The sequence below is a fragment of the uncultured Campylobacter sp. genome (assembly GCF_937997405.1).
GTDB lineage: Bacteria > Campylobacterota > Campylobacteria > Campylobacterales > Campylobacteraceae > Campylobacter_B.
The window spans coordinates 1-13,588 of record NZ_CALKTL010000164.1 but is presented as its reverse complement, the minus strand read 5'-3'; the positions used below and the strand labels follow the sequence as shown (position 1 = coordinate 13,588).

Here is a 13,588-nt window from a genome sequence, read left to right as displayed (position 1 = left end):
ATGATAGATAAAATTTTAAAAGACGATAAATTTATCGCTGCGAGCAGCGCAAATATAGGCGCGGTTTTGGATTACGTTTTAGCTCTTGGATATGGATTTGGCATCGTTGCGAGGACGGATCAGATAAAATTTGACCCGCCGCTGCCGGAGGAAATTTTAAAAAGCTTCAAAATGCCCGCGATCTTTTTGCAGTTGGAGGAATACACGCTTTCTAGCGCGCATCTTAGCAAGGATGAGCTGGTTTTCGAGGCGGGTTTCGGGCCGCAGGATTTTGCAAGCACGCTTAGCGTACCGTTTTACGCGGTTTTGCAGATCGTCGTGGACGGCAAGCCCATCGCGGTAAATTTTTCTCGTCCCGAGTCCGAGTGGCTTAAGCGCGAAAAATCGCGTAAAATTTTCTCAAAATGAGCGATATTTTAGAAGGTCTTAATCCTGCTCAGCGCGAGGCTGCGAGCCACGTGGACGGAGCGATGCTAATCTTAGCGGGTGCTGGTAGCGGCAAAACCAAAACGATCACCGCGCGTCTTGCCTATCTGCTATCAAACGGCGTGCCTGCGGAGAATACTCTCACGCTTACGTTTACGAATAAAGCCGCCGCCGAGATGCGCTCGCGAGCGCTTAATCTGATAAGCGGGTTAAATTTAAGCGGCGTGCCGCTTCTGTGCACCTTTCATAAATTCGGGCTTTTGTTTTTGAAATTTCATATTAGCGAGCTTGGGCGTAGCGCAAACTTCCAAGTAATCGATACCGACGATGAGAAAAAGATCATCAAGGGCTTTGAGATAAATTTGCCCACGTCGCTATTGGCGGCTAAAATTTCAACCTATAAAAATTCCCTAATCGCCCCCAAAGATATCGACGAGCTTCTAAAGGGCGAGGACGACGAGCTAAGCAGGATGTATAGCGGATTTTACGCGCACTGCGCTGATGCATATAAACGCTACGAGGCGTATTTGGCGGCGAATAATCTGGTGGATTTTGATGATCTGCTGATCTTGCCGTATAAAATTTTAAGCGCGAATGAGCGGCTATGCGATGAAATTTCGCGCCGCTACGCCTATATCACGGTGGATGAGTATCAGGATACCAATGACATTCAATTCAAGCTGCTGCAAAAGCTCTGCACCGCGCACGAAAACCTCGTGGTAGTGGGCGATGACGATCAGAGCATCTACGGCTGGCGCGGCGCGCGGATAGAAAATATATTAAATTTTAAAGATCAGTTCTCAAACGTAAAATTTATCAAACTCGAGCAAAATTACCGCTCCACGGATGAAATTTTAAATGCCGCCAACGAACTCATCTCGCATAACAAAAACCGCCTCGGCAAGAGCCTTACTAGCATGAACGGCGGCGGCGAAAAGATCGAAATTTTGCGTTCAGACGAGGAGAGTATCGAGGCGGCAAAGATCGCAGAAGCCATCAAAAAGCTGCTTTCAAGCGGCGTAGCGCCCTCTCAAATCGCCGTGCTTTACCGCGTAAACGCTCTTTCGCGCGCGCTGGAAGAGGGGCTGAATCGCGCCAAAATCCCGTACAAAATGGTAGGCGGCGTGAAATTTTACGAGCGCGCCGAGATCAAGGATACGATCGCCTATCTGCGCTTAGTAAACGACGAGCACGACGACTTTTCGATGAGGCGGATCATAAACGTGCCCAAGCGCGGCATCGGCAAGGTCTCGCTGGCGAGGCTCGAGGAGCTTTCGCGCTTGCGGCTCATCAGTTTATTTGACGCCTTTAGCGAGCCTGACGCGGGGCTTAGCGCCAAGGCGGCGCAGGCTCTAGCTGAGCTTAAAAGCGGCATCGCTTCTATTTCCGCGCTAGCCGATACGATCAAAAAAATAGACGCTCTGGAGCCCGCTTTCGGGCTAAAGGCTTACTATGCCTCGCTTCCGGATGGCGCCGATCGGGTAGCGAACATCGACGAGTTTTTGGCGATGTTAAAAGACGAGGCGAGCAATAAGCCCGATTTTGATCTGGCGGAATTTTTAAACGAGCTAAGCCTTCTTAGCGATCAGGACGCCATCATGGGCGATGCGATAAACATAATGAGCGTGCACGCAAGCAAGGGGCTTGAGTTCGAGCATCTTTTCGTAATCGGGCTGGAGGAGGGGTTTTTCCCGCTTTTGGGCGATAGTAGCGACATTGAGGAGGAGCGCAGGCTCGCATACGTAGCGATAACGCGCGCTAAGCGCACGCTTACGCTTAGCTTTGCCGCCAGTCGCTTTTATCGCGGCAAGCGCGAGAGGCTGGACGCTAGCAGATTTATAGCCGAGGCGGGTTTGGTAGCTAAAGAGCCTCCGCGCGAGCAAAGCAGCGGCTTTAGCAAGGGAGAGCTGATCAAACACAAACTCTTCGGTATCGGACAGATCACGGCGGTAAACGGCGATCGACTCACGATAAATTTCGGCGGAATTTCGCGCGTGATAATGTCAAATTTCGTAGAAAAGATCGGCTCTTATGAATAGATTGTTTTTGGCGGACAAGCCCACGGGCGTCGGCAGCAATAAATTTTTAAGCGCTCTTAAGCGCAAATACGGCGTGAAAAAGGCGGGCTTTAGCGGCACGCTCGATCCTTTCGCGAGCGGCGCGCTGATCGTCGCGTTCGGGCAATACGCGCGCTTTTTTAGGTTTTTGAAAAAGGAGCCAAAAGTTTACGTCGCGACGCTGTGGCTGGGCGCGCAAAGCCCAAGCGGCGATAACGAAAACATAGGGCGCGTGGAACAAATTCCGTCGCTTTCGCGCGAGGTTTTAGATGCCGCGATGGCGCAAATGCGCGGCGAGATAAAATTTATCCCACCCGCTTTCAGCGCCAAGAAAATTGACGGCGTGCGCGCATACAAGCTTGCTCGCGCGGGCGAAGAGGTGAGCCTAAAAGAGAGCTCGATGCGGGTTTTTGATGCCGAAATTTTAAGCTACGCTCATCCATTCGTGAGCTTTCGCGTCGCACTCAGCGAGGGCGGATACGTGCGCTCTTTCGCGCAAATTTTAGCAGAAAAGCTAGGCGTTTGTGGCACGCTAAGCGCGCTTAGGCGAGAAAGCGAGGGGTTTTTTGATTTGAAAGATCCGCGCTTTGCGGACGAGGCGGCGCTAAATCCGCTCGAGTTTTTGGATCTTCAGCCGAATTTTTACGACGGCGACGCGCGCGACGTGATCCTGGGCAAGAAGCTCGCCGCAAAGGATCTGGCGAGCTGCGCGGACGGGCGCTATCTGCTTATCTGCGGCGATTTTTACTCGATCATCGAGATTGGCGCGGGCGAGGTGAGGTATCTGTGGAATGACGTCCCGATCGCGGGCGGTGCGTTTTAATCAGCACCTTTAGCCTGCGGCGGAATTTTGATCGGGCGGTTCGAGCTTGAATTTCGACGATCATAAATACGGCACGTTTTAAATTTGCTCGCATAGCGCGCCGCCCTGCGCGGCTAAATTTTATCGTGCGGGGCAGCGGGCGAGCGATCGCGCTCTTTCGTTGCGCACGGATCGTAAAATCGGCGTCGGGCGGAGTAAATTTAAAATTTAAACATGCGGCTTCTTGGGTGGCGCTCGCTCGTGAAAGGCACAAACCCGCGGGGGCTAAATTTAAACGCGGCGGAGCGGCGTTTAAATCCACTTTTCGGTGCGCGATGACGACGCGCCGCGAGATTAAAATTTCGCGATTTAAAAAGCGCGCAGGTTGGGCTTATTGCGGCGCAGCAAGTAGCTTTTGTCGAATGAAATTTCGGCTTGCGGTAATGTGTAGTCTGTGCCGATGGGTTTGATTTTACAGTGGGCGGCGTATCGCCAAGTTAAATTTACGACTTAGCGCAGTGCAGCTAGAATTTTGCCGGCTTGGAATTTTAATTGCTAAGATAGATTTGCGCCGCGAGTTGAAATTTAACTCGCGCGTTGCGGATTTAAAATTCCGCGCTTTATAAAATTTACGTATCGGGCGCTGCGATCGCGGGTTAAATTCCACGGCGCGCACTTCACGGTGCGCGGATTAAAATTTTAATTGCGCTAGGTGGGCTTGCTGCAGGCTAAATTTAACGCAAGCGCGCTAAGGCGCAAAAGGAGTAAAATTTGAAAGCTTATGCAAAGACCAATGTTTTTTTAAAAGTCGTCGGCACGCGCGGCGGCTACCACGAGATCGCCTCGCGCTTCGTGCTGCGCAGGGAGCTTTTTGATGAGATAAGCTTTGAGCGCGCGAGCGGCTTTGCGCTTGAATGTGGCGCCGCGCAGATCGCGGACAATATAATTTTAAAAGCCAAGGCGGCGCTCGAGCAGGCGGGCTTTGCGCGCGAGCTTGCGGAGTTTTTCGGCTCGCACAAGATCGTGCTTAAAAAACGTATTCCGATCGGCGCGGGTCTTGGTGGCGGCAGTAGCGATGCGGCGGCGTTTTTGCGGCTTGCGAACGAGGAATTAAGCTTAAAAATTTCGCGCGAGCGGCTTATAGCGATCGCGCAAAATATCGGCGCAGACGTCGCGTTTTTTGTTAGCGGGCTGGAGGCCGCAAATGTTCGCGGCATCGGCGAGATCATCGAGCCTTTCGAGGACCTCTTGCCTGCGATCGAAATTTTAACGCCCGCGATCTTTTGCTCCACCGGCGCGGTTTATAACGAATTTCGCGCAAGCTTTATGCAAAATATAAACGCCGCGCAGGCGCAAGAGATGTTGCATTTAAGCAGCGAGCAGCTGCTGGCGCAATATGGCGGCTTTCAGCTAAACGATCTTTTCGCGCCGTGCATAAAGCTATATCCGCAGATAAGCAAGTATCGCGATATGTTTCTAAGCGGCAGCGGCAGCAGCGTGTTTTTCTTAAAATAAGAATTCCAAAGCGCGCGGTTAAAATTTAAAAGCTAAATTTGAAGATAAAATTTAAAATTCGCTCGCTCGCTTTTAAATTTAAGCAAAAACGGGCTAAGCTTAGGACTAAATTTAGAAGGAAAAAGATGAAAGAACTGAGTAAAAATCGCAAGGCATTTCACGATTTTACGATACTTGAAAGCTTTGAAGCGGGCATCGTGCTAAAGGGCAGCGAGGTCAAAGCTCTGCGCGCGGGCAGGGGCAATCTCAAAGATAGCTTTTGTCGCGTGATCCGCGGCGAGCTGTTTTTGCTAAACGCCCATATCAGCTATCTTGAAAGCACCAACGCCCATTTTCGTCCAGACGAAGGGGCAGTGCGAAAGCTTTTAATGCATCGTAAGCAGATCGACAAGCTGCTTGGCGCGGTTAGCAAAGAGGGTCTTACCATAGTGGTTTTGTCGCTGTATCTCAATGATAAAAACCGCGTAAAGGCGCGTATCGCTCTAGCAAAAGGCAAAAATCTGCACGACAAGCGCGAATCGTTAAAGCGCAAGGAAGCCGACCGCGAAGCGCAAAGCGCGATGAAGCGATACGACAAGCATTCATTTTAAATTCACAAAACTTTGGTTAAAATGCGGGCTTAAATTTAAACCCGAAGGAAATGCAATGAAGAAATTTTTACTATTATGTTTAGCGATTTTTGTCTTAAGCGGCTGCGGAGATGATTCGCAGAAAAATACGGGCTCTGCGGGCGAGAATCCTGCCGCGAGCGAGAGTCAGATGGCAAAAAATTCTGCTCAAGATAAAAATGGCGAGCGTATTGGCGGCGAGAGCGGCGAGGAGGTAGCTTTTACGCCGTTTAAAACGGGCGAACGCCTTACGCTTAAAAGCGTCGTAGGCGGCGAGGTAACGATCGAGCGGACAGAAAAGGGCTTTAAGCTCGCGGACAGCGATAAAATTTTAATGTTTGATATTTTTGGTACATATTGCCAGCCGTGCCGCATCGAAGCGCCGCATCTGATGGACTTTCAGCTAAAAAACTCCGCGGATTTTCTGATGGTCGGCTTGATTTATTTTGAGGACATTACCGATGCGCAAGTGATCGAAAATTTTACGAAAAAGTTTAACGCGTATTATTTCATCTCCAATTCAAAACAAAACGAGCGCATAGTGGGTCAAATTTTAAGCGACATCGGTTATCGCCACGCGCTTTCAATCCCTTTTAAGGTAGTGCTTAAAGATGGAAAATATCAAAGGCTCACCGACATCAATGAGGGCGATGAGCGGGGCAAGCCGTATTACTTAGGCATGGTCGATACTGATGTGATAAAAAGCGATATCGCCAGGATAAAAAATGGCAACTAAAACCGGCGTGCAGATTCACACTCGCGCCAAAACAAAATCTTTTGTGCCTCGTCCGTATAAAGTAATTTTGCTAAACGACGACGTGACGACGATGGATTTCGTGGTTTATATTTTGATGGAGATTTTCGCCAAAAGCTTTAACGACGCCGTAGATTTAATGATGAAAGTGCATAAGCAGGGCCGCGCAGTTTGCGGCGCGTATCCCAAAGAGATAGCCGAGTGCAAGCAACAAGCGGTTTTACAAGCGGCAAAGGCCGCAGGATTCCCTCTTAGATGCGAGATCGAAGAGGATTAAATTTAAAGGAAAGCAATGATAGGATTTTTTTTAAACAAACATTTTGAACAAGCAATCAGCGTCGCAAACGACGGCGAGGATGAATATATCACCACTTCGCACGTAGTTTATGCGATTTTTAAATACAATAAGCCCTTCCATGGGCTCATCGCCAAAGAAATTCCGGATATTAACTACCTAAATATCTTGGATAATCTGGGCGGGCTTTTGGATATGATGCCTAAATCAAGCGGTAAGGATCCGGCGCAGACGATAGAATTTAAGCAGTTCTATGCTGAATTAAATAACGCTAAAGAGCCTAAAAATGAGCTTGATTTTATGCTTAAAATTTTAAATGATAAGGAAAACGACTGCACTAAAATTTTAAATCACTACGGTATCAATGCTGCGATTTTTGAGCTCATCGTGAGAAAGTACAAATCCGCTTTCGATCACCGCGATGAGGTCGTTTCTCGCGATGAAGCCGCAGCGATTAAGCTAAACTCATACGATATCGATGATATTACGCATGCGATGAATTACGACGAAAGCCGCAGGCAGTGGCAGAATACGGAATTTGAGCCTGCGTTTGAGGGCGAAAAGGACGCCATAAACGAGCGCGATATTAAAAAGGATTCGCCTAGCTCACTTTATACAGCAAACCTCAATAAAATCGCGCTTGAGGGTAAGATCGATCCACTCATCGGACGCGAAAAAGAGATCGAAAAGACGCTGCAAACCCTCTGTCGCCGCAAGAAAAACAATCCTATCTTAGTGGGCGAAGCAGGAGTTGGTAAAACCGCGATCATCGAGGGTATCGCGCTAAAAATCGTCCGCGGCGAAGTGCCAGAAAAGCTAAAAAACAAGGTGATTTACGCCCTTGATGCTGGCGCGCTGATCGCAGGCACTACGTTGCGCGGGGAGTTTGAGGAGAGGCTAAAGGATCTCATAGACGAGTTTAGCGCCAATCAAAATGCGATTTTATTTATCGATGAAATTCACACGATCGTTGGCGCAGGCACGGGCAATCGCAACGAACTTGATATGTCAAACATCCTAAAACCTTCGCTTGCAAGCGGCGAGCTATCGGTCATCGGCGCTACTACATACGGCGAATACCGCTCGTTTTCGCAGGATAAAGCGCTTAGCCGCAGGTTTTGTAAGATCGATGTAAGCGAGCCTAGCATTGACGATAGCGTCGAAATTTTAAAAGGCGTAGCCAAAAAATATGAGGAATTTCACGGCGTAAAATTTAGCGACGAAATTTTGCGTGATAGCGTAACGCTTGCTAAAAAGTATCAAAACGATAAATTCCTTCCCGACAGCGCCATTGATCTCATCGACGAGGTGGGCGCGAGCTTTGCGTTTAAGCCGCACGAAGCTCCGCTTGAAATCAGTAAGGATGATTTAGTAAATACGCTTTCTATTAGCGCGAATATTGCAAATTTAAGTAGTAGCGTCGATAATAAACAGGTACTAAAAAATCTGGAAGCCAATATCAAGCGTGAAATTTTCGGTCAAGACGAAGCGGTTAGCAGTCTTTGTAGGGCGCTTCTACGCTCTTACGCCGGGCTTGGAGGCGCAAGCTCTCCAATCGGCGTATTTTTATTTGCAGGTAGTAGCGGCGTGGGCAAAAGTGAGCTAGCCAAGGTCTTAGCCGCGCAGCTTGGAGTGCATTTTGAGCGCTATGATATGAGCGAGTATATGGAAGCTCACAGCGTCTCTAGGCTCATCGGCGCACCTCCCGGATACGTGGGCTTTGAAAATGGCGGAATTTTAACTAACAACATCAAAAAGCACCCCTACAGCGTCATTTTATTTGATGAGGTAGAAAAAGCTCATCCTAGCATGACGAATATTTTTTTAGGAATTTTCGATAACGCAAGTCTTACCGATAACAACGGCGTTACGACCGATTTTAAAAATACGATCATAATAATGACGTCGAATTTAGGCACGAAAGAAGCGCCGCAAGTTGGATTTACGAAGGACGAGAGCTATAAAGTAGATAGTGCCATAAAAAGCTTTTTTGCGCCGGAATTTCGCAATCGTATCGATAAAATCATAAATTTTAACCGCTTAAGCGGCGAAATTTTAGAAAAGATCGTGGATAAAACTATCGGCGAGCTAGAGTCGCAGCTAAAAAACGTAAAGATTAGCCTAAATAAGGAAGCAAAAGATTTGATTATCTCGCGTGGCTATTCGGACGAGTTTGGAGCGCGAAATTTAAAGCGCGAGATCAGCTCTCAGATCAGCGATCATATAAGCGGTGAGCTGCTTTTTGGCGCGCTGCAAGAGGGTGGCTTAGTTAGCGTGAGCGTAAAAGATGGCGAGCTAAGCTTTAGCTTTGCTTCTACGCCTTTGCCGCAGATAGAAAAAAAGCAACCCGCACTAGCTCAAAGCAGCGTCGTTAAATAATGGCTCAGTTTTACGATTTTCCAGATCCTATGGATGCGCCCGATTTTGCGCCGCTTGCAAGTGGCGGCGATCTGAGCGAGGATTGTTTGCTTAGCGCTTATAGCGCAGGGATATTTCCGTGGTTTAGCGAGGATGAGCCGATTTTATGGTGGTCGCCCAATCCGCGCGCAGTGCTTGATCCGCGTGAAGTGCGTGTGCAAAAGTCCATTAAGCCCTATCTTAAGAGATATGACGTTAAATTTGACGCGAATTTTAAGGGCTTCATCGAGCGCTGCAAAGACGTACGAAAAAAAGAGAGCGACGGCACGTGGATCAGCGAGCAGATCGTGCAGGCTTACTCGCGTTTGGCAGCAGACGGCTACGCTCACAGCGTCGAGGCGTACGAGGACGGCGAGCTTGTGGGTGGGCTATACGGGCTAATTTTTGGGCGGGTGTTTTGCGGCGAGAGTATGCTGAGCCTAAAGAGCAACGCTTCGAAAGTCGCGCTGATTAGGCTTTGTGAGGTGCTTGCAAATTTCGGCTTTCTAATCGATTGTCAGATTATGAACGAGCATCTGAAATTTATGGGTGCTAAAGAGATGCCGCGAGCGGAATTCCTCGCTCTATTTGCTGAGCTTAGTGCGCAAGATAGCGGCTTTGAGCGCTTTGCGGATCTTAAAGTTCCGCGCGGAGCGCAGCATTGAGTCAAAGCTTGAGATGCAGCAGCGTAAAAAATGCGCGGAATTTAGAATTTTAAAGAAATAAGATGTGGCAAAGAGATAAAAGCTCCTCGGTCGGTATGATTATTGTGATGTTTATATTCGTGCCGGCGGCGCTTTTTGTATTTTTGGCGATTTTATATTTTTGGGGCAGCACCGAGCGCAAGTTACCGCGCCTGGATGTCAATGAAACCAACAGCGCGATCCGTGGCGCGATAATCGCAAAGGATAACTACGTCGCGGCAAATTCCGTCAAACTCTACAAAGTTAGCGTCGATGCGCGCAGCATCGATAAAAACAAGCTTGATCTTTTCGTACGGTTATACTGCATCTACACGGGCGATAGTGAAAAGCGCGTCAAAAGCGCGATCGAGGGCTCTGGCGGCACGACCGTGCTGTCGTATAAGATCGACGCCAAAACCGCAGTGCATCTAAAAGAGCTTGCGTATAAGTTAAATTTAAAAAAGGTCTTCGTCAGCTTTATGGGCTCAAACGGCAGGCTAAATCCGCCTATTCGCATGAGCGTTAGCGAAAGCGGCGAGAAGCGCAGCTACAATGTCGGTGATTCGCTCACTCCGTTAATCGGCTATATCAATAAAAAAGAGGTTGATGGCATCACCAAGGTTAGCGGCATCAAAGGGATCGAGAAGTACTATGAGTATTATCTAGCGCCGGTTAGAGATGAGTTTATCGTGGGTCCGCGCGATATCGGCGGCAATATCATTCTAGAGCGCAGCAGCAAAAAAACGGGAAGGATCGACGGCTACAATGTCCGCCTAAGCGTGCCGCTAACGCTGCAAAGAAAGATAGAGCGCCTAAGCGATGAGGGCGCTGATAATTACGATGCGCGAGAAATCGTTGTGGGCATTATGAACTCCAAAACGGGCAAAATTTTATCTCTTGCGACCAACGCTCGCTATGATCCCTCAAACATCACGAAAAACGATCTTAAGAATTTAAATTTTACCGCGAGCGAATACGCCTACGAAGTGGGCTCGATTATGAAGCCGATAATTTTCGCAATCGCCTATGATGCCAAAGCCGTCAAACCGGGCGAGATCATTAATACCTATAACGGCAGCTATAAGCTTGGTACTCGCACGATCCGCGACACGCATCCTGCAAAGCAGATGAGCGGCGAGGAGATCATCATCCACAGCTCAAATATTGGAATGATTAAAATTTCAGAGCGGCTGGAGGGGCAGGCTATTTATGACGGGCTGATGAATTTTGGTATGTCGCAAAAAACGGGTATCGATCTGCCGTATGAGCAAAGCGGAAATATACCTAGTATCAAAAGCCTGAATAATAAAATTTACAAAGCCACGATCAGCTACGGCTACGGCGCGCAGATGACCTTCCTTCAGATGCTCAATGCCTATACCGTCTTTAACAACGGCGGCGTCATGATTAGCCCGCGTCTAGTCGAAAATCTAGAAAATAACGGCAAAACTTACATCGTCAACGAAAGCGAAACCCGCCAGGTCATCTCTAAACCTACCGCCGACGTAATCAAAGGAATTTTAATCAAAACGGTTGAGAGCGGCACTGGGCGCAAGGGGCGGGTAGCGGGGCTGCAAATCGGCGGTAAGACGGGCACTGCGCGTATCGCCAAGGGAGGCGGCTATTCGAGCGCCTATAACAGCTCGTTTTTCGGCTTTGCCAACGACGCGGACACCAGCTACACGATCGGCGTTTTGGTGCGCGAGCCTAAAAGAGGCAGCTACTACGCCGCTCAAAATGCGCTGCCGATCTTTAAGCGAGCGGTAGGAATTTTGATTGAGGAGGGCTATCTAAAGCCCGCAGCTGACGCAAACGCTACGCAAAAGGTTGAGATCAAGGATGAGGCAGTTGAAATTAAAGATTAAATTTGCTAAATTTCGCGAGGTTTTTTAAAATTTTGCGACTTGCGACGACGAAAATTCGCGGAATTTGGCGCGGCTTTTTGAAATTTTACGGCGTTTAAATTTTATGGCGCGGAATTTTGGCGGCATAGAATTTCGTGGCGTAAATTTTAACGGCACGAAGATGGAATTTTATCGCGATGCGGGATTTTGGCGCGGTAGTAAAATTTTATCACGGTTTGAAATTTTGCATGGCGCCGCTCGCTGCACTAAAGCAACTGAATTTTATCGTGGCTTGTGATTTTGCCGTAGCGCAAAATTCCGCGTAAAGGCAAAATTTTAAATTTGTCGTCGCGCAAGTAACGCAAATAAAACAGCGAGCAAGCTTGTAGCGTAAATTTTTAAGACGCAGCGCTATAAATTCGTGCTGTATGTCTGCGCAACTGTGAAATTTAGCGAGTTTGACTGCGAAATTTAACGATGAAATTTAACGCAAGAAAAGAGGAGAATATGAAAGCAAATGAGGGAAAAATGAAAATAGCGATAATCGGGCTTGGCTACGTTGGGCTTCCTTTGGCGGCGGCGTTTGCGGCAAAACACGAGGTCGTGGGCTTTGACGTAGCTCAGGACCGCATAGACGAGCTGCGCGGCGGGCACGATCGCACGCTGGAGCTTAGCGACGAGGAACTTGCCGCAGCGATTCAAAACGGGCTTAAATTTAGCGCGAAGCTAGATGATATGAGGCAGAGTAATTTTTACATCGTGTGCGTGCCTACGCCCGTAGATAGGCTAAATCGCCCCGATCTTACGCCGCTAATCAAAGCTAGCGAAAGCGTCGGAGCCGTGCTTAAAAAGGGCGACATCGTCGTGTATGAAAGTACCGTCTATCCGGGCGCTACGGAGGAGGACTGCGTGCCAGTTTTAGAGCGCGTAAGCGGGCTTAAATTTAACCGCGATTTTTTCTGCGGATATTCGCCTGAGCGGATCAATCCCGGCGATAAAATTCACACTGTCACTAAGATCAAAAAGATCGTCTCGGCAAGCACCGCGGAGGCTTTGGACGTCGTAGATAGCGTCTATCTTAGCATCCTGCAAAACGGCACCTTTCGCGCTAGTAGTATCAAGGTCGCCGAGGCCGCGAAAGTGATCGAAAACACCCAGCGCGACATCAATATTGGCTTTATCAACGAGCTTGCGATCCTGTTCGGCAAACTCGGTATCAACACCAACGACGTTATCGACGCGGCGGCTACGAAGTGGAATTTCTTAAGCTTCCGTCCGGGGCTCGTGGGCGGACACTGTATCGGCATCGATCCGTATTATCTGGCGCAGAAAGCGACCGAGGTGGGCTATCACCCCGAAATCATCCTCTCAAGCCGCCGCATTAACGACAATATGGGAAGCTACGTCGCTACGGAGGTCGTTAAGATGATGATAAAATACGACGAAAAGGTAAAGGGCGCGAAGGTATTGATCTTGGGACTTACGTTTAAAGAAAACTGCCCCGATACCCGCAATACGCGCGTCGTGGATATGATAAGCGAGCTTAAAAATTTCGGCTGCGAGGTAAGCGTCTATGATCCTTGGGCGAGCGCCGCCGACGCCAAGAGATACTACGACATCGATCTGCTGCAAAAGCCCGACTTGCGCAAATTTGACTGCGTCGTAATCGCCGTAGCGCAGTACAACATGTGGAAAAACTCACCGCACTTGGGGTACATTCCTTAAAGATCGAAGGTCGTACCAAATCCTTCTATTACTGCGCCCGTACCGCCCAAGTGTATCGCAAAGCCATTGATGATGCAGCTGCCGGTAAACCGTTTGATGAAAGCTTGATGGATACTTTAGAATCCCTTGCCCACCGTGGTTATACCGAAGGTTTCCTACGTCGCCACACCCACGATGAATACCAAAATTATGACTACGGCTACTCCATTTCTGACCGTCAACAATTTGTCGGCGAATTCACCGGTAAACGCAATGAACTTGGCATGGCGGAAGTGGCAGTGAAGAATAAATTCTTGCTTGGTGATGAAGTGGAAATGATGACACCGCAAGGCAACATCGTGTTTAAAATCAACAAAATGCTCAACCGTAAAAATGCCGAAGTGGATGCTGCCTTGGGCGACGGGCATTTTGTCTTCTTAGACGTGCCGCAAGACATTCATTTAGACTATGCGTTGCTCATGCGAAATTTGGTTGATACCAAC

At 48.6% G+C, this 13,588-nt stretch carries 13 protein-coding genes; all 13 read left to right on the top strand.

Translation table 11 applies throughout. From position 1 onward, the window contains the following. Positions 1 to 408, top strand: a complete 408-nt coding sequence (locus tag Q0372_RS08825; protein ID WP_297960736.1) for a hypothetical protein — start codon at positions 1 to 3, stop codon at positions 406 to 408. Continuing rightward, positions 405 to 2,465, top strand: coding sequence for an ATP-dependent helicase (locus Q0372_RS08820; protein WP_298104942.1), 2,061 nt, complete (start codon positions 405 to 407; stop codon positions 2,463 to 2,465). Before Q0372_RS08825 ends, Q0372_RS08820 begins: the two co-directional genes overlap by 4 nt. Next, positions 2,458 to 3,306, top strand: coding sequence for a tRNA pseudouridine(55) synthase TruB (gene truB, locus Q0372_RS08815; protein ID WP_298104941.1), 849 nt, complete (start codon positions 2,458 to 2,460; stop codon positions 3,304 to 3,306). The genes Q0372_RS08820 and truB overlap by 8 nt, the downstream gene beginning before the upstream one ends. 750 nt (positions 3,307 to 4,056) lie before the next feature. Further along, on the top strand, positions 4,057 to 4,800 hold the full coding sequence (locus Q0372_RS08810; protein ID WP_298104939.1) for a 4-(cytidine 5'-diphospho)-2-C-methyl-D-erythritol kinase: 744 nt from the start codon (positions 4,057 to 4,059) through the stop codon (positions 4,798 to 4,800). Between the two features lie 125 nt (positions 4,801 to 4,925). Next, positions 4,926 to 5,390 carry an SsrA-binding protein SmpB gene (gene smpB, locus Q0372_RS08805; protein ID WP_295151446.1) on the top strand — a complete coding sequence of 155 codons (465 nt, stop codon included), beginning with the start codon at positions 4,926 to 4,928 and terminating at the stop codon, positions 5,388 to 5,390. Between the two features lie 55 nt (positions 5,391 to 5,445). Further along, complete coding sequence (locus tag Q0372_RS08800) at positions 5,446 to 6,144, top strand: TlpA family protein disulfide reductase (protein ID WP_298104937.1); 699 nt, start codon at positions 5,446 to 5,448, stop codon at positions 6,142 to 6,144. Further along, the gene (locus Q0372_RS08795; RefSeq protein WP_298104935.1) at positions 6,134 to 6,439 is read left to right on the top strand and encodes an ATP-dependent Clp protease adaptor ClpS; all 306 of its coding nucleotides are present in this window, start codon (positions 6,134 to 6,136) and stop codon (positions 6,437 to 6,439) included. The genes Q0372_RS08800 and Q0372_RS08795 overlap by 11 nt, the downstream gene beginning before the upstream one ends. 15 nt (positions 6,440 to 6,454) lie before the next feature. After that, entirely contained in the window at positions 6,455 to 8,836 is a 2,382-nt protein-coding gene (locus Q0372_RS08790) for an AAA family ATPase (RefSeq protein WP_298104933.1), read from the top strand. Continuing rightward, the gene (gene aat, locus Q0372_RS08785) at positions 8,836 to 9,519 is read left to right on the top strand and encodes a leucyl/phenylalanyl-tRNA--protein transferase (protein ID WP_297881266.1); all 684 of its coding nucleotides are present in this window, start codon (positions 8,836 to 8,838) and stop codon (positions 9,517 to 9,519) included. The genes Q0372_RS08790 and aat overlap by 1 nt, the downstream gene beginning before the upstream one ends. A 62-nt stretch (positions 9,520 to 9,581) precedes the next feature. Further along, complete coding sequence (locus Q0372_RS08780) at positions 9,582 to 11,402, top strand: penicillin-binding protein 2 (RefSeq protein WP_298104932.1); 1,821 nt, start codon at positions 9,582 to 9,584, stop codon at positions 11,400 to 11,402. A 103-nt stretch (positions 11,403 to 11,505) separates the two neighbouring features. Next, positions 11,506 to 11,679: a hypothetical protein gene (locus tag Q0372_RS08775; RefSeq protein WP_298104931.1), complete on the top strand. Its 174-nt coding sequence runs from the start codon at positions 11,506 to 11,508 to the stop codon at positions 11,677 to 11,679. Positions 11,680 to 11,909: 230 nt separating this feature from the next. Then, a complete protein-coding gene (locus Q0372_RS08770) occupies positions 11,910 to 13,106 on the top strand; it encodes a nucleotide sugar dehydrogenase (protein ID WP_298104929.1) in 1,197 nt (398 codons plus the stop codon). Beyond that, positions 13,070 to 13,588 (top strand): U32 family peptidase C-terminal domain-containing protein (locus Q0372_RS08765; RefSeq protein WP_298104927.1); only part of this gene is annotated, 519 nt, incomplete at its 3' end. The genes Q0372_RS08770 and Q0372_RS08765, both read left to right, overlap by 37 nt.